The sequence below is a fragment of the Rhodococcus sp. Chr-9 genome, from assembly GCF_000801125.1.
Taxonomy (GTDB): Bacteria; Actinomycetota; Actinomycetes; order Mycobacteriales; family Mycobacteriaceae; genus Rhodococcus; species Rhodococcus pyridinivorans.
The window spans coordinates 125,872-141,548 of the sequence record NZ_JTIZ01000131.1 but is presented as its reverse complement, the minus strand read 5'-3'; the positions used below and the strand labels follow the sequence as shown (position 1 = coordinate 141,548).

Below are 15,677 nucleotides of genomic sequence, written 5' to 3'. Positions count from 1 at the left end.
CGATCAATCCGGGCATCGGGTGAACCGGTCACATATTCCGCCGATGTCGCTCCTCATCGCCGGAGCCGGATGACACGAACAGCGACCGCGAAGAACGCGATCAGGGCGGCAATGAGCAGTATCTCCGGGCCGGGCATCGCTTCGGCCAATCCTCCGAGTGCAACCTGCAGGTCGAATTGTTCGTCGACCCCCATCACACCGGTGAGATTCGCGGTGCCGTCCGTGACGAGAAACAGCACGCCGATGCCCATGAACAGAATCCCCGAGATCAGCGAGGTGGTGTGCGTTCGCAACGGTCCCAGCTTAATGGGGCGTCCGCGTAGCCAGGTGCGCTTGTGCAGGTCGAATCGTTCCCACGCGACGGCGAGTGCGAACAGCGGCAGTGCCATACCGAGTGCATAGACGGCCATCAGTCCGGCGCCGTGGAGCGGGTGACCTCCTGCGACCGCGATGGTCAGCACGCTCCCGAGAAGGGGGCCCGAGCAGAATCCTGCGAATCCGTACACGGCTCCGAGCGCGAAGACGGACAGGGCGCCGGAACCGGTCAGGGAGTTCGTGGCTCGCTGCGCCGACTTGAATGCGAAGCCCCCGCCGAGCACCGTCGTGATGCCGAGGCCGATGAGAACGATGCCGCTGATCAGGGTGATCAGGGGGCGGTGCTGGGTCAGGAGTGCGCCGATCAATCCGAGTCCGGCACCCAGTGGTGCGAGGACCGCGGTCAAGCCGGCGTAGAAGATGGCGGTGCGGGCTGCGAGACGTCCGGCGCCGTCGAAGGCGTATGCGAAGAACGAGGGCAGTAGCAGTGCCGAGCAGGGGCTCAGAAGAGAGAGCAGACCGCCCAGTAGAGCGCCGAGCAGTCCGATCTCGGTCACGGTGTCGTCCCGGCTGCTGCCTCGATGACCTGCTCGAAGACTCCCAGCGGTTGCGCGCCCAGGATCGGGGTTCCGTTGATCACGAACGACGGTGTGCTCGACACACCGATCGTGTTCGCCTCGAGCACGTCGGCGTAGATGTCCTGGTCGAGGGATGCGTCGGCGTAGATGTCCTGGTCGAGGGATGGGTCGGCGGCTTGTCGATCGAATCGGTCCAGGTCGGGCACTCCGGCCGCAGCAGCGAAGCTGCGCAGGGCCTCGGGCGTCAAGTCGGGATGGCCGCGATCGGGGGAGGATGCGTATACGGCGGTGCCGAACTCCCAGAACTTCCCCTGTGCGGCGGCGGCGCGGCCGGCGCGGGCAGCGGCCATCGATTGGTCGCCGAAGATCGGAAGGTCGCGCCATTCGATGCGCAGAATGCCCTCGTCGACGTATTTGTCGACCAGGGTCGGTTCGGTGTCCCGGCTGAACTTGGCACAGAAGGGGCATCGGTAGTCGGAATACGCGACCATCACCACAGGAGCGTCCACCGCGCCGATCGCCATCGGGTCACCGTCGATGCGTCGGGACATGTCGCCGACCGGCCCCATCTGTGGGGTCGACACAGGCTCGGCCGTCTCGTCCGTGCCGGTGCGGTCGACGACGAGGAACGCGAGCAGCACTGCGACGACGACGCCGAGAGCGCCGAGTAGCCACAGGTCCCGCCGGGTACGGATGGTTTGTTTCGTCGGGGTCATGCGTGCCTCCACGGTCGGTCGTACCGGAGTGGATCGATCACCCCGAACTACTAAGCGAGATAGTAGCTCGAACTACTAAGCTGCTTAGTAGTTGTACTGACCCGCGTCGACAAAGGATTCAGATGTGACGACCCCTCCCGCAGATCTCGAGACCCGCAATCACCATGTGGCTCAGAAAAATTCGTATCGAATCAGAGCTCTGTTCCGAGCGGTGGCAGCGGGGGCGGTCACCCTCCTCGTCGTCGGCGTACCCACCGATATCCTCGTGAACCCGTGGTTCGGGCGCGAGATTCCGGTGCGCTGGTGGGAATATCCGGTGCTCGGAGCGACCGTGGTGCTGACCGCTCTGTGGTTCGGTCTCCAGAACCCTCGCAGCGACGGATCGCGGACGGCGACACCCGCTGCCGGAGTCATGTTGGCCGTGTTCGCCGTGGGCTGCCCGGTCTGCAACAAACTGGTGCTCGTCACGATCGGCGCGTCAGGAGCGCTCGGATGGTGGGCCCCCTTACAGCCGATCCTCGCCCTCTGCTCACTGACTCTGCTCGCCGGCGCGGTCCTCTACCGGTGGCGACGCCGAACCTGCGACGACTCCTGCACACCACCGGTCGGGTCGATTACACCGTGAGACAGGACGCGGTCACGATTCCGATGACGGAGACTGCGGTGAGGAACGCGGGAAAAACAGAGAAGGCCACGGCGGAAGGGCGAGTGAGCGCGGAGCGCGGGCGGTCGGACCGACCAACCGAACTCAGCCACCGAAGTCTCGCGTCGAGGTAGCCGTCGGACGACTTGTCTCGTGCCGCAGGCTCCGAGGACTGTGCGCATCGGAGCAGGGCATCGCGGACCGCATCGTGGCCGCTGGACTGCGCGGCTCGGTGATCGGCTGCCAACTCGACGAGCACGCGTATCCACGGTGCTCCCTGCCGGCACAGCGGCACGAACGGCAATGCCATGCGCAGAGCGCCACTGATCGCCACCAATACGTGATGACGCCCGCGGATGTGCGCGTACTCGTGGTCGATTACCGCTCGACGCGCCTGCAGGTCGAGCGTTTTCAACCCCTCGGCGGCGACGACGGTGCCGTTGCGGCCACCGATGCTGTATGCGGCACATGCGGTATCACGCAGCCAGATCACCTCACCTCCACCGCGTGTCCGGACTCCACTGAGAACTCGGATCAGGTTCAGGTGGGCAGCGGTTTCGCGGCGGTACCGGTGATAGGAACGCGATACCACCAGGAATATTCGTACGAGGACCGATCCTGCGACCACCCACAGCACTGTCTCGGCGTAGGGCAGCCACGGCAACAGTCCCTCATCCCGGGCGGCACGCACACACGACGCGGGTAGAGGCAGACGGTCCACATGCAAGCCGGGTTTCGTGGCCACTGCCAACGGGCCACCGACCAGCGCCGCGACGAACAGCATCTGGGTTGCCACCCACGCGGTGAGCGCACCGCGCGGATCGCGGCCCGGGGAGGCCAGATGCGAAAGCCATCGCGGCGCTGCGAAACCGAGGACGAGCGCTGCCACGAACAGTGCTGCTGCAACGATCACGAGGGCAGATTCCTGCGGTTGCGGGCCGTGGTCCGCCGGGCGGCGCGGCGCAGGATCCGGGATTCGTCCTCCGTCGCAGAACTGGCGAAGTGCAGCATGACCTGTTCGGCGTCGCCGGACGTCCGGAGCACGTGCCGCAGCAGTTCTGCCGCGGTTTCCTCGCGGCTACGGGTTGCGCGGTAGCTGTAACCACGGCCGATTCGGCTGCGGGTGACCATGCCCTTGGTGTGCAGGTTGTCCAGGACCGTCATCACGGTCGTGTAGGCCGGCGACCGGTCGGGCTCGAGGCGTGCCAGCACATCGCGTACACGAAGGGGTTCGTCGCTCTGCCACAGCACGTCCATGATCGCCGATTCCAGCTCGCCGAGGCCCATCACGTCCGTGTCACCGCTTTCGTTTCACCATCGTCCGGGCCCGGCCCGGCGAAGTTCCACTCTACGGCCTGCATGCCGTCATCGAAGGCGGCATGCAGGCCGCTGGTGAAGAAGTTCGGCGCGGCGCTCAGGGGGTGGGTCCGCGCCGCACTTCCCGACCCGCGGAGACCCACGCCCTCGTCCCGCCGGCGACGGACACTGCGGACCGTCCCGCGGATTCGAGGATCTCGGCTCCACGCTTGCTCCGGTTTCCGGACGCGCAGATCACATAGACGGTCCCTCCCGGCGGTACCTCCCCTACGCGGGCGGACAGTTCGGGGAGGGGGATCGACCGAGCGCCGGGGACGTGGCCCCGGAGGTACTCGTAGTCCTCGCGGACATCGAGCACCGGAGCTCCGGACTCCCACGCCGTGATCAGAGCGACAGTGTCGACTTCCTGCATGGTGAACTCCTCGGTTCGGGTCTGTCGAGAACGGGTGAGCGCTTCCGCGTCGTGCGTTCAGACCGCCGCCGCGGCTGTGCGAGAGCGTCCTCCGAGGCGTTGCAGTGGGCAGTGCTCGCTGCGGTTGCAGACATAGGTGGTGCCGGCGGCGACCACGGTGAGTGCCGCCGTGGCAATGCCGACGCCGGGGTGGATCTCCTGCGCGAGGATGACGGAGGACATGATCAGCACGAACCAGCCGAAGCTCTTGCGCAGGGTGTCCGGATCGACCAGCGAGGTCAGGCGGCCGCCGATGAGGCTGCCCACGACGGCGGCACCGGTGACCATCGCCGCGAGACGCCAGTCGATCTGCACGGTGGACAGATAGCCTCCGAGTCCGGCGAAGGACTTCATGGCGATCACGATCAGCGACGTGCCGACCGCGATCGGCATGGGCAGGCCGCCGAGCAATGCCAGGGCCGGCACGACGAGGAAGCCGCCGCCGGCACCGACGAGACCGGTGACCAGGCCGACCACGACACCGTCGAGCAGGATCTTGCCGACGGGCATCGCAGCGTCGCCCTCACCGGCCGCGGCCTTGTTCTTGCGGCCGCGGAGCATGGCGATCGCTGTGGCGATCATCATCACGGCGAAGCCGAGCAGCAGTACGGTGCCCGGAATGAAGCGCGAGAGCAGACCACCGCCGTAGGCGCCGACCATGCCGGCCAGGCCGAACAGGATGCCGGTACGCCACTGCACGCGGCCGGCGCGAGCGTGGGAGATCGCGCCGACCGCGCTGGTGACACCCACGACCAGCAGCGAGGTGGCGATCGCCTCCTTTGCGTCCATCCCTGCGACGTAAGCGAGTAGGGGGACGGTGAGAATCGAGCCCCCGCCACCGAGCAGTCCGAGGGTGACGCCGACCAGGACCGCCAGGGCTACGGTCAGCGCGACCATGCCAGTTTCCTTTCGGCCGGGCAGGACGGACCTCCGGTCAACTGGGTGACGACGTTCTGGAGATCCCACTGTGCCCCGCGGTTGTAGGGCAGCTTGGACAGCAGCATGCCCATCGCGCAGGTGTCCGACAGTGCGGCGAAGGTCAACCCGCCGCCGATTCCGGCAGCGAGCCACTTGAGTTTCGGCACGGCGATGCTTCCGAGAACCGAGCCCAGGACGAGCGAGCCGGCGACGAGCCGGACCTGGCGTTCGAGATCCCAGCGATCTGCGCCGCGGTTGACGGGCAGGCCGGCCGATTCCCAGCCGAGCATGCCGCCCTCGAGGATGTGGAGGTTCGGCAACCCTGCTTCACGCAGGGCCTGTTCGGCCTGGCCGGCACGCTGACCGGAGCGGCACACCAGTACGACGTTCTCGTCGAGATGGGCGCAGAACTCGTCGCGATGCTCACGCAGCAGGTCGAGGGGGACGTTGTAGGCGCCGGGAATGTGCACGGACTCGAATTCGCCGGGAGTCCGGACGTCGACGATCCGTACGGGCCTGCCCGAATCGATCGACTCGTGCAGCGAATTCGGATCGACGGTGGCGGTAGGGGACTCGGTCATGAGTGGCCTTTCGAGCGTGAGGATCGGTAGGGGTTCGAGGAGGTGCCCCCGGGGGTATTACCCGACCATCGTATACATACCCCTAGGGGTATATGCAAGTGTTGCCGTGCGAGTTCAGGCGAGGCCGAGAAACAGCTTCTCGAGCTGCTCCTCGGTGATGTGGTCGGCGCAGGTGGCGCCCTGCTCGGCGAGGATGCATCGGCGGAGTCGGTCCGAGATGATCTTGAAGCCGGCGCGGTGCAGTGCGTGGGATGCCGCTGCGAGCTGGATGACCACCTCACGCAGGTCGCGGCCGTTTTCGAGCATCGCAATCACCGCGGTGAGCTGACCTTGCGCTCGACGCAGGCGTCGTAGAGCGGCGGTGTCCGTTTCCGGATTCTCCATCAGAAACCCCCTGCTCGATCCCGCGCTACCGGGATATCGGATCCGAGATACCCCAGGGGGTACTTGACATACCCTAGGGGGTATATGCCACGATGTCTACATCACCGGAACATCACCCGGATCCAGCAACGGAGGAATTCATGATTCTCGAGCAGTACTACATCGAGTGCCTCTCCCACGCGTCCTACCTCATCGGTGACGAGAGCACGGGCAGGGCGGTCGTGGTCGACCCCCGCCGCGACATCACCGAATACCTCTCCGACGCACAGAAGTACGGGTTGACCATCGAAGGGGTGATCAACACCCACTTCCATGCGGACTTCGTCTCGGGTCACCTCGAATTGGTCGACGCCACGGGTGCGTGGATCGGATTCGGTGAAGCCGCCGAGACCGACTACCCGATCCGCCGACTGCGCGACGGCGAGAAGCTGTCTCTCGGTGAGGTCGAACTCGAAATCCTCTCCACCCCAGGCCACACCTGGGAATCGATCTCGGTGCTGGTGCGCGAACACCCCGATGCCGTCCCGTCGGCGGTGCTCACCGGCGACTCGCTGTTCATCGGCGATGTCGGCCGCCCCGACCTGGTCAACCTCGGCGACGGCTCCACCAGCGATCTGGCGCGGGCGATGTATCACACCGTGCACGAGAAGCTGCTGACCTTGCCCGACCAGGTCGTGGTCATGCCTGCTCACGGTGCCGGTTCGTCGTGCGGCAAGAACCTGTCGACCGAGCTGACCTCGACCATCGGAGAGCAGCGCGTGACCAATCCGTCAGTGCAGCCGATGAGCGAGGACGATTTCGTCGCCCTGGTCACCGACGGGCAGCCGGCCGCCCCGTCGTACTTCTCGGTCGACGCCGCGATGAACAAGCGGATGCACCCGCTTCTGTTGCAGGACCGCACGATTCCCGAGCTGAGTCCGGAACAGGTGAAGGCGGAGCTCGTTGCCGGTACGCGTGTTCTCGATGCGCGAAGTGTCGACGACTTCGCCGCCGGACACCTGCGCGGTTCGGTCAATGTCGGGTTCGACGGGCGCTTCGCAGAGACCGGCGGCATGGTCGCCGAGGTCGGCGAGAAGATCGTGCTGATCACCTATCCCGGTGAGGAGCAGGACGCTGCGGTGCGTCTGGCGCGAATCGGATCCGACGGTGCGGCAGGTTATCTGAACGTCGACCGGGACGGAACATTCCCTGCGGAGCTGGCCGACCTGATCGAGGCCGCGCCGCGGACGACCGTCGAAGAGCTCGACCGCTTGCTCGCCGCCGACGCGGTCACCCTCGTCGACATCCGCAACCCCGGCGAGCGCGAGTTCGGGACCATTCCGGGCGCGGTTTCGATCCCGTTGGCGCAGTTGCGTACCCGTCTGGACCAGGTTCCCTCCGGCAAGCCGATCGTAGTGCACTGTGCCGGCGGATGGCGTTCGAGCGTGGCGGCGTCGCTGCTGCGGGCCCAGGGCTTCGAGAACGTCACGGATCTGCTCGGCGGCTACAACGCCTGGGCCGAATCCCATGTCCCTGCCTGATCATTCCGGTCTCGCGAAAGGAACGGAACCGGNCGACGAAGAACCTCACGATGGCGGACTTCGAATCCACCATCGTCGGTAACGACATCGTGCTCGTCGACTTCTGGGCATCGTGGTGCGGCCCGTGCCGCAGCTTCGCTCCGGTGTTCGAGAAGTCGTCGCAGGCGCACCCCGAGATCGTGCATGCCAAGGTCGACACGGAAGCCGAGCAGCAGCTCGCCGCTATGGCGAACATCCGCTCGATTCCGACGATCATGGCCTTCCGTGAGGGTGTGCTCGTCTATTCACAGCCCGGCGCGTTGCCGGCACCGGCCCTCGAGGACCTGATCACCCGGATCGAGGACCTCGACATGGCCGAGATCCACAGCCAGGTTGCCGAACAACGCGCAACCTCCCGCTCCTGACCGGTTCGTCGGTCCGTAGCGAACTCTCATCGAGGAGGATTCCCATGTGTTACCCCGTCGCCTGCCCCAAGTGCGGCAAGACCGGATGGGGTGGATGCGGACAACATGTCGACGCCGTCATGCGCTCCGTGTCCGCCGCCGACCGCTGCACCTGTGGTCAGGACACCCCTCCTGCCCGCGCCGAGCGTCGAAGTGTGCGGTCGCTCTTCCGCCGCTGACCTCGGTCGCAATCATGGAGACGGTGCACGAACCGGAACCGACCCGAGCAGTCAACTTTGATCCAGGGGTCGGGGCCGGTGCGTGCGTCAGGTATGTCCGTGAGCCACGCCAGGGCAGATACCCTAGAGTTGCCGTGCGGGCATCAGGGGAACCGGTCCCCGGCAGGGCCAAGTCTATGATTCCTGCACGTAAGTCGACGATGTCGTCACCGTGTTCTCCTTATCCAGATCACCTGCGACTGTCCAGACAGCGGCACTGTCAGGTCCACCGCCCACACCGGACATCAGCTTCGCTGACACCGCGATGCGCGAGCCGGGCCTCTTCACGGAAACGGTGAGGTCGTCGAGGTCATCCCGGACACTGTGACGTTCCCGAGTGTCGTCATCATCATGGGTCGATCCATTCGCTGTGCCCCCGAGAACTCGCAGATTCACCAGCACAACAGGATTCGAGCCGGTCCACGCCTTATACGACCAGCCCACCTCGCGCACACTCATTCGGTCCAGGTGAATACCTGCGCCACCTCCTCGCGACTGGCGAACTCGGCGGATTTGACGTCGACCACGGTGAGCTGCCGACTGTGCGTTGAAGCAGCAGATACTGCACATGCCGATGCATGGTCTTCTCGTCTGGGCCGCACACCCACGTCGGCTGTGCCGCGATCCCCCCTCCGGTGCGTAGTCCGCCAACCACAGCCAGTCCAGCTCGAATCGGCTCATATAGGACATGACCGCCTTAGAGCATGTCTCTTATGGCTCGGATCTTCTGTGCGGCATAGTGCACCATCGTGGTTGATGCGTTGTCTTTACGACTGGTGCCGGATGCGTTGTGGGAGATCGTCGAACCGCTACTACCCGGGTTCTCGCCCCGGCCGCAGGGCGGCGGCCGGGCAGCGATCGATGATCGGGCCGTGTTCACCGCGATCGTCTACGTGCTCACCAGTGGGTGCGCGTGGCGACACCTGCCACCGTCGTTCGGAGTCAGCGTCCCGACCGCACATCGTCGCTTCACCACCTGGGCCAAAGCCGGGGTATTCGACGAACTGCACCGGCGCGTCCTCGACCGACTCGGCGCCGGCGGGGACCTGGACTGGTCCGCCGCGATCCTCGACGCCGCGCACGTGCGGGCGAAAAGGGGGGCTCTCTGACCGGTCCCAGTCCCTCACCATCCGCTACGAACGTCACGGCGAGCACTTCGCTGCTTTTCTTCAACTCGCTGCCGCGTTGACTTGCTTCAAGAAACTCGCCAAATGAGACATGCTCTTAGATGGCCGGCCGGAACATCCCGGAATAGCGCCGCCGACGCGTATGACTACGGACCTTCCGTACCGGCAGTCCCCGATCCTCCGGTGCGGATCCGCCGCAGCCCTGCGTGTCAGGCTGAGTTGAGGCCAGCGGTTCACAGCAACTCCGCCTGCAGGGCGAGATACGGATCAACCCAACGATGACGATGCCCACCCCTACGGCGGTCGAGGACAATGACCGCATGGCCTCCACTCACCCCCGAGCCGACGGACCCCGCCGACGCGTGTTCAGCCCCGCCGACAAGCTCGCCCACCTGGTCGCGTACGAGCAGGCCTGCGCGACGAATGAAGGCGGCGCGTACCTACGCCGTGAAGGCCTCTACTCGTCGCTGATCAGCGAGTGGCGCAAACAACGTGACGCCGGTGTGCTCGACGGCAAACAACCCGGCACAAAAATCGGCAAACTCACCGCCGAGCAGGCCGAGATCGCCCGCCTCAAGCAAGAGCTCGCCCGCGCGAACAAGAGACTGACCACCACCGAGGCCGCCCTGGACATCATGGGAAAAGCTCACGCTCTCTTGGAATCTCTCTCCGAGAGAGCGGATGTCGACGGCAAGCCGAACAAGCGCTGACCGCCGTGTGGTGCGACTTGACCGCGGCCGGGGTGTCGACGAGAACCGCGAGTGCGTTGACCGGTGTGGTGCGTTCGACCGCAGTCCGGCGGCGCACCGCAGCGACCGCACCGACACCGCCGGTGGTGTCGGCGCCGCCGACCCCGCCGGCGAACAAGCTCACCGCCCTCGAACGCCGTCGCATCCTCGAGGTGCTCAACAGCGATCGGTTTGTCGATCGGGCACCGCTCGAGATCTATGCGCAACTGCTCGACGAGGGTATCTACCTGTGTTCGGTGTCCACGATGTATCGCGTGCTGCGTGAGAACGCGCAGGTCAGCGAGCGTCGCCGACTTGCGCGGCATCCGGCGAGGACCTGCCCGGAGCTGGTCGCCACCGCGCCGCGGCAGGTGTACTCGTGGGACATCACCAAACTCGCCGGGCCGGAGAAGGGCCGCTACTTCGATGCGTACGTGATGATCGACATCTACTCGCGGTACATCGTCGGAGTCCATGTTCACGCGCACGAATCGGGTCTGCTGGCGCGGGAGTTGATGGAGCAGATCTTCGACGTACACGGCATTCCGCAGGTCGTGCACGCCGACCGTGGCACGTCGATGACCAGCAAGTCCGTCGCCACGTTGCTGGCTGATCTCGAGGTCACCCGTTCGCATTCGCGGCCGCGGGTGTCGAACGACAATCCGTACTCCGAATCGGTGTTCAAGACCCTCAAGTACGGGCCCGGGTTTCCTGAACGTTTCGGATCCCTCAGTCAGGCAAGGGGGTTCATGATCGAGTTCACCGAATGGTACAACCACGAACATCGCCACACCGGAATCGGGTTGCACACACCCGCCGATGTCCACTTCGGTCTGGCCGCCGGCAAGGCGGCCGAACGCCGAGAGGTACTCGATACTGCTCGTGCCCGGCATCCGCATCGCTTCGGCACCACGGCAGCGCCGAAGATCCTCGACCTGCCCGACACCGTCTACATCAACCGGCCAGGCGATGATCCCGAGGCCACCGTGGAGGACGCCACGATAGCCGCCTGACACCCACTGGACTCAAACCCCTTGACACATTCCGCAGCGATGGTCGTCGCGACAGGATCGCCTGACTCCTGCACCCACGTGACCTTAACTTCGCTGGTGGGGGGCACTTTCACGGTGCCCGCCCGAGTGACATGAAACGTGAAAATGACATGCCGACGAAACAAAAGTCGGAAATGACACGATCCTGCGGAACCTGCAACCGCGACCTACGGGAACGAACCAGAAACCGCTGGTAGACGAGCTTCCTGCCGCACGTTGTTGGCAAGACTCCTTCAATTGCCCTACCAGTTTGGCAATGCCTCAGATCGACTGGCAAGGGACACCTACACAAACAGTGTAGGTTCTCGGGGGTTCCCCCTTGAGTGTGGACATCGTGAACACTGGATCGTGAGGATCCAGAGAAAGTGATGTCACAGATGGCGAAGAAGGCGTACTCGGCGGAATTCAAGGCCGATGCCGTCGCGCTGTACCTGTCCGATCCGAGCCACACCTTCGATGGCATCGGCAACGACCTGGGCGTCAGCCGGGAGACCCTGCGCAACTGGGTTCGCGCCGAACGCAAACGCACCGGTGTGTCCGCAATCGCCGACCGGACCCGGACGTCGGGATCGGTCGGCGCGGTATCGTCCGAGTCTGTGTTGGAGGAAGAGAACAAGCAGCTCAAAGCCCAGATCCGGAAGCTCGAGACCGAACGGGAGATCCTGCGCAGGGCCGCGAAATATTTCGCGGGCGAGACCAACTGGTGAGCCGCTTCCAGTTCGTCGACGACCACCGCGACACCTTCCCGGTGAAGTGGCTGTGCCAGATCCTCGAGGTCTCCCGCTCCGGTTTCTACCGGTGGCGGACCTCGGCGCCGGCGCGGGCCGAACGTGCCCGCGCCGATCAGGAGTTGGCCGAGCAGATCCGCGTCATCCACGCCGACTCCGACGACACCTACGGGTCCCCGCGAGTGACCGCGGAGTTGCGGGACGCCGGGTTCGAGGTGAACCACAAGCGGGTCGAACGGGTGATGCGTGAGAACGGCATCGTCGGGGTGCATCTGCGCAAGACCGTGCGCACCACGATCCCCGAACCCTCCGCAACCCCCGTGCCGGATTTGATCCGGCGGGACTTCACCGCGAGTGCACCGAACACCAAGTACGTTGGTGACATTACGTACCTTCCGGTGGGCGACGGACAATTCCTCTATCTGGCAACGGTATTGGACCTGAATTCGAAACGGCTGGCAGGCTGGTCGATCGCGGATCACATGCGCACCGAGTTGGTCACCGACGCGTTACGGGCTGCGGCCGCCGCCCGTGGTGCCACCGGGCTCGACGGTGCGATCTTTCACTCCGACAACGGAGCCCAGTATGTTTCGAAGGACTTCGCCGATCTGTGCCGCGAATTGGGGGTGATCCGGTCGCGGGGTGCGGTCGGAACGTCGGCGGACAACGCTGCCGCCGAATCGTGGAACGCGACGTTGAAACGGGAGACGCTGCAAGGCCGGAAACACTGGAACGGTGCGGGTGAGGCGCGTGCCGCTGTCTTTCGTTGGATCACGCGTTACAACACGCGAAGGAGGCATTCCACTCTCGGTCAGATCTGTCCGATCGATTTCGAGCAGCGATCGGCTATGCTGGCCACCGCCGCATAGGAATTGGTGTCCACATCTCGGGGGGAACGCCCCTCGCCGGGCCTGTCAGTAGCGTGGCGCACTGACCTGCAGCGTTCCAGATTCGTGTCAGCCAGGGATTCTCACGATCTTGTCGGAATCCTCGCGAGTGTTGAAACCGAAGAATCTGGTGTCGTGGGGCTGAAGATTCGTGATTCAGCGCGGATGATCGAGAGTGAGTTGTCGTTCATGGAAATCGAAATGGAAGGTGGGATACCGGTACAGCTCACCGATGATCATGTAATCGTCGAAGAACGGGTCCCAGCGCGCAGCTGATCGTCCTGGCCGCCGCCGCGCACCTCACCGACACCCCCGCAGGGACCCTCGACAACCTGACCGTCTCGCACATCGACCCGGCCGAGGCCACCGCCGCGTACCGCGACCGCGTCCTGTCCAGCAAGGGCGCCGCCCTCGACGACCAGGGTCGCGCGAACCTCGCCGAGGACTTCAAGTCGCCGTGCACCGAGGAAGTCGCTGTCTTCCAGGCCTTCTCCGCGTCATCCACGAATCCCGCCGGCACTTCGTCGTCGTCGATACCGCCCCCACCGGCCATACCCTGCTGCTGCTCGACGCCACCGGCTCCTACCACCGGGAGATCGCCCGCCAGATGGGCGAGAACGCGAACTTCGCCACCCCGCTGATGCGGCTGCAGAACCCCGACGAGACCAAGATCGTGCTGGTCACCCTCGCCGAAACCACGCCACGCCTCGAAGCCGCCGGCCTGCAAAGCCGATTTCGAACGCGCAGGCATCCACCCGTGGGCGTGGGTGGTCAACAATTCCCTCGCCGCTGCACACTCGACATCGCCGCTACTGTGCCGCCGCGCCACCGTCGAGGCCAAGGTCACCGAGCTCGACACCATCATCGTCGAGCATTCCGACCGGGTATGCGATCGTGCCGATGATGCCTACCGAACCGGTTGGGATCAACGCTTTGCGGGCACTCACCTCGCGCCGATGACCAGACCATGGGCAGCTCAAATAGCCTATGGTCTGCTTGGTGTCGCCCACCTTGTGAGGCTCGGGGAGCGGGGTATTCGACGATCCGAGACAGTCAGGCACCGAGTACGATATTCGAAGTGTTCGATGGAACAACGGGTGAGATACCGAAGGGGCGCGGCGAACAGCCGGTGTACCTCGACTACAACGCCACCACCCCGGTCGATCCCCGGGTGCTCGATGCGTTGTTGCCTTATCTGAGCACGTCTTTCGGTAATCCGTCGAGCACTCATGCTTTCGGATCGGAGCCACGGGCGGCAGTGGCGCGTGCCCGAGCTCAAGTTGCCGGATTGATCGGCGCTCGTGCGGGGGAGATCGTATTCACCGGCAGCGGCTCGGAGGCGGATGCCGCTGCGATCCGCGGCATCGTCACCGCTGCGCGGCGGCGAGGGGCGCGTCGGCTGCACGTGATCACCGAGGCTGCCGAGCACCCGGCGGTGCTGGCCGCGTGCGCCTACGCCGAGCGGCATCACGACACCGAGGTCACCGTCCTCGGGGTCGACCACGACGGGCTGGTCTCGCCGCGGCAGCTTGCCGAGGCGCTGCGCCCGGAGACGGTCTTGGTGTCGATCATGCACGCCAACAACGAGACCGGAGTGCTGCAGCCGATCGCGGAACTGGCTCGGATCTCTCGTGAGCGGGGAGCGCTGTTCCATACCGATGCTGCGCAGAGCGTGGGCAAGATCGCGGTGGATGTCGCCGAGCTGGGGGTGGATCTGCTGACCTTGGTCGGACACAAGTTCTATGCCCCCAAGGGGATTGCCGCCCTGTACGTGCGGGAGGGACTCGACCTTGAGCCGCTGATCGGCGGGGGCGGCCAGGAAGGCGGGCGCCGCGCCGGCACCGAGAATGTCGCCTTTGTCGTGGCGTTGGGGGTCGCGGCCGAGCTTGCGAAGGCGGAGTTGGCGGCAGGTTCCGCTCAGCGGCTACAGCGCCTGCGGGATCGTTTGTTCGACGAGCTGGACTGTCGACTGCCCGGGAGGGTGCACCTGCACGGAAGGGGAGCGCCGCGGTTACCGCAGACGCTCAACTTGAGCATCGCCGGCATCGCCGGGCACACGCTGCTGGACCGGTGCCCGGGGCTGGCCGCATCCACCGGCTCGGCCTGTCACGCCGGCACGACCGCGCCGTCACCGGTGCTGACGGCGATGGGCGTGCCCCCGGACTGGGCTTCGGGCGCGGTGCGGTTGTCGCTGGGCCGGTGGAGCACCGAGGCCGACATCGCGGCCGCCGCGCACGCGCTTGCGTCGGCGGCGCTCATCGATTGATCGAAGCCGGAGGTAACGCGCGGCGGCGGTGATCGTCCGTCCTCGGGTTCGGGGTCAGGCGGCATCTGCGGTGGTCACCGGCATGTCGGTCAGCTGCCACTCGAGCATCCCGTCCTGCAGCCGCCGGGCGGTCCGGCCGCGAGCGCGCAGAAGATCGACCGCCTCGTAGGCGAGCACGCAGTAGGCGCCGCGGCAGTAGGCCACGACCTCCTGATCCGCTGGTAGCTCGTCGAGGCGCCGGGCGAGATCGTCGAGGGGAATGGACACCGCACCGGGGATGTGGGCGGCGGTGTACTCGACGGCCGGGCGTACGTCGACGACGGTGACCTGCCCGGCGGTGGCGCGGGCGAGTAGTTCCTCGCGCGTGATCTCCTGATCGTCGTCCGTGGCGGTGCGTCCGGTGTGCAGGTAGTCGTCACGGGCGCGGGCGACCTCGGCGATCCGGTCGGTGGCGACGGTCCGGATCGACCCGTACAGGCGGGCGACGTCGAGTCCGGCCAGTGCGTAGTGCACGCGGGTGCCGTCCCTGCGGGTGATCACCAGGCCGGCCTGTTTGAGTATCTGCAGGTGGGCCGAGGCGGTGCTGAGGCCCAATCCGGCCGTGGCCGCCAGGTGTTCGACACTGCGCTCACCCTGGGCGAGCAGATCGAGAAGTTCGAGGCGCTTGCCGTTGCCCAACGCCTTGCCGACGCGAGCGAGCTGGTCGAACAGTGCGGTCTTCTTCTGTCGATCGCCCACGCTATTGCTCCTCCAGAAATCTGTGGAATACTCGAATACATTATTCCACAGATTTCTGGAATTAAGG

The 15,677-nt window shown here is 65.5% G+C and carries 17 protein-coding genes and 2 pseudogenes; 9 read left to right on the top strand and 10 right to left on the bottom strand.

Annotated features, from left to right (window positions below):
* Window positions 1–53 precede the first annotated feature (53 nt).
* Both QR64_RS23760 and QR64_RS23755 read right to left on the bottom strand, forming a co-directional pair.
* Window positions 54–872, bottom strand: coding sequence for a cytochrome c biogenesis CcdA family protein (locus tag QR64_RS23760; RefSeq protein ID WP_039587603.1), 819 nt, complete (start codon window positions 870–872; stop codon window positions 54–56).
* Window positions 869–1,609, bottom strand: a complete 741-nt coding sequence (locus tag QR64_RS23755) for a DsbA family protein (protein WP_039587601.1) — start codon at window positions 1,607–1,609, stop codon at window positions 869–871. Before QR64_RS23755 ends, QR64_RS23760 begins: the two co-directional genes overlap by 4 nt.
* A 211-nt stretch (window positions 1,610–1,820) precedes the next feature.
* Here QR64_RS23755 and QR64_RS23750 point away from each other — a divergent pair, with 211 nt between their 5' ends.
* Window positions 1,821–2,234, top strand: a complete 414-nt coding sequence (locus QR64_RS23750) for a hypothetical protein (RefSeq protein ID WP_152641006.1) — start codon at window positions 1,821–1,823, stop codon at window positions 2,232–2,234.
* Here the strand turns inward: QR64_RS23750 and QR64_RS23745 are convergent.
* The 6 genes from QR64_RS23745 to QR64_RS23720 form a co-directional block, all read right to left on the bottom strand.
* Complete coding sequence (locus tag QR64_RS23745) at window positions 2,224–3,165, bottom strand: M56 family metallopeptidase (RefSeq protein ID WP_039587599.1); 942 nt, start codon at window positions 3,163–3,165, stop codon at window positions 2,224–2,226. The two genes, QR64_RS23750 and QR64_RS23745, sit on opposite strands and share 11 nt — an antisense overlap.
* Window positions 3,162–3,539: a BlaI/MecI/CopY family transcriptional regulator gene (locus QR64_RS23740; RefSeq protein WP_006551702.1), complete on the bottom strand. Its 378-nt coding sequence runs from the start codon at window positions 3,537–3,539 to the stop codon at window positions 3,162–3,164. Before QR64_RS23740 ends, QR64_RS23745 begins: the two co-directional genes overlap by 4 nt.
* A gap of 127 nt (window positions 3,540–3,666) precedes the next feature.
* On the bottom strand, window positions 3,667–3,981 hold the full coding sequence (locus QR64_RS23735) for a rhodanese-like domain-containing protein (RefSeq protein ID WP_006551700.1): 315 nt from the start codon (window positions 3,979–3,981) through the stop codon (window positions 3,667–3,669).
* 57 nt (window positions 3,982–4,038) lie between these two features.
* Window positions 4,039–4,917, bottom strand: coding sequence for a sulfite exporter TauE/SafE family protein (locus QR64_RS23730; RefSeq protein WP_039587596.1), 879 nt, complete (start codon window positions 4,915–4,917; stop codon window positions 4,039–4,041).
* Complete coding sequence (locus tag QR64_RS23725) at window positions 4,905–5,519, bottom strand: rhodanese-like domain-containing protein (RefSeq protein ID WP_006551698.1); 615 nt, start codon at window positions 5,517–5,519, stop codon at window positions 4,905–4,907. The genes QR64_RS23730 and QR64_RS23725 overlap by 13 nt, the downstream gene beginning before the upstream one ends.
* A 114-nt stretch (window positions 5,520–5,633) precedes the next feature.
* Window positions 5,634–5,906, bottom strand: coding sequence for a metal-sensitive transcriptional regulator (locus tag QR64_RS23720; protein WP_039587595.1), 273 nt, complete (start codon window positions 5,904–5,906; stop codon window positions 5,634–5,636).
* 137 nt (window positions 5,907–6,043) lie between these two features.
* Here QR64_RS23720 and QR64_RS23715 point away from each other — a divergent pair, with 137 nt between their 5' ends.
* On the top strand, window positions 6,044–7,423 hold the full coding sequence (locus tag QR64_RS23715; RefSeq protein ID WP_039587593.1) for an MBL fold metallo-hydrolase: 1,380 nt from the start codon (window positions 6,044–6,046) through the stop codon (window positions 7,421–7,423).
* 33 nt (window positions 7,424–7,456) lie between these two features.
* Window positions 7,457–7,827 (top strand): thioredoxin (gene trxA / locus QR64_RS23710; protein ID WP_152641009.1); only part of this gene is annotated, 371 nt, incomplete at its 5' end.
* Window positions 7,828–8,219: 392 nt separating this feature from the next.
* Here the strand turns inward: trxA and QR64_RS26705 are convergent.
* Window positions 8,220–8,543 (bottom strand): hypothetical protein, encoded by a 324-nt coding sequence (locus tag QR64_RS26705; RefSeq protein ID WP_152641005.1) that lies wholly within the window; start codon window positions 8,541–8,543, stop codon window positions 8,220–8,222.
* 290 nt (window positions 8,544–8,833) lie between these two features.
* Here QR64_RS26705 and QR64_RS23705 point away from each other — a divergent pair.
* The 6 genes and pseudogenes from QR64_RS23705 to QR64_RS23675 all read left to right on the top strand — a co-directional run.
* A pseudogene (locus tag QR64_RS23705) lies at window positions 8,834–9,207 on the top strand (transposase); the annotation flags it as partial.
* A gap of 324 nt (window positions 9,208–9,531) precedes the next feature.
* Window positions 9,532–10,952, top strand: a protein-coding gene (locus QR64_RS23695) for an IS3 family transposase (RefSeq protein ID WP_152641004.1) whose coding sequence is annotated in 2 segments (ribosomal slippage) — window positions 9,532–9,895 and window positions 9,895–10,952 — 1,422 coding nt in all. Because the reading frame shifts where the segments join, the coding sequence is not laid out codon by codon here.
* A gap of 416 nt (window positions 10,953–11,368) precedes the next feature.
* Window positions 11,369–12,588, top strand: a protein-coding gene (locus tag QR64_RS23685; protein WP_121208797.1) for an IS3 family transposase whose coding sequence is annotated in 2 segments (ribosomal slippage) — window positions 11,369–11,678 and window positions 11,678–12,588 — 1,221 coding nt in all. Because the reading frame shifts where the segments join, the coding sequence is not laid out codon by codon here.
* 153 nt (window positions 12,589–12,741) lie between these two features.
* On the top strand, window positions 12,742–12,882 hold the full coding sequence (locus tag QR64_RS28955; RefSeq protein WP_161793642.1) for a hypothetical protein: 141 nt from the start codon (window positions 12,742–12,744) through the stop codon (window positions 12,880–12,882).
* Window positions 12,883–12,893: 11 nt separating this feature from the next.
* Window positions 12,894–13,566, top strand: a pseudogene (locus tag QR64_RS28475) (ArsA-related P-loop ATPase); the annotation flags it as partial.
* 118 nt (window positions 13,567–13,684) lie between these two features.
* A complete protein-coding gene (locus QR64_RS23675) occupies window positions 13,685–14,872 on the top strand; it encodes a cysteine desulfurase family protein (protein WP_200886535.1) in 1,188 nt (395 codons plus the stop codon).
* Window positions 14,873–14,926: 54 nt separating this feature from the next.
* Here the strand turns inward: QR64_RS23675 and QR64_RS23670 are convergent, their stop codons facing one another.
* Entirely contained in the window at window positions 14,927–15,610 is a 684-nt protein-coding gene (locus tag QR64_RS23670; RefSeq protein ID WP_039587581.1) for an ArsR/SmtB family transcription factor, read from the bottom strand.
* Window positions 15,611–15,677 lie beyond the last annotated feature (67 nt).

Bases quoted from the DNA above. Each gene is read 5' to 3' on its own strand.
- QR64_RS23755 (WP_039587601.1), bottom strand. From the start codon at position 1,609: ATGACCCCGACGAAACAAACCATCCGTACCCGGCGGGACCTGTGGCTA.
- QR64_RS23740 (WP_006551702.1), bottom strand. From the start codon at position 3,539: ATGGGCCTCGGCGAGCTGGAATCGGCGATCATGGACGTGCTGTGGCAG.
- QR64_RS23735 (WP_006551700.1), bottom strand. From the start codon at position 3,981: ATGCAGGAAGTCGACACTGTCGCTCTGATCACGGCGTGGGAGTCCGGA.
- QR64_RS23730 (WP_039587596.1), bottom strand. From the start codon at position 4,917: ATGGTCGCGCTGACCGTAGCCCTGGCGGTCCTGGTCGGCGTCACCCTC.
- QR64_RS23725 (WP_006551698.1), bottom strand. From the start codon at position 5,519: ATGACCGAGTCCCCTACCGCCACCGTCGATCCGAATTCGCTGCACGAG.
- QR64_RS23715 (WP_039587593.1), top strand. From the start codon at position 6,044: ATGATTCTCGAGCAGTACTACATCGAGTGCCTCTCCCACGCGTCCTAC.
- QR64_RS26705 (WP_152641005.1), bottom strand. From the start codon at position 8,543: ATGAGTGTGCGCGAGGTGGGCTGGTCGTATAAGGCGTGGACCGGCTCG.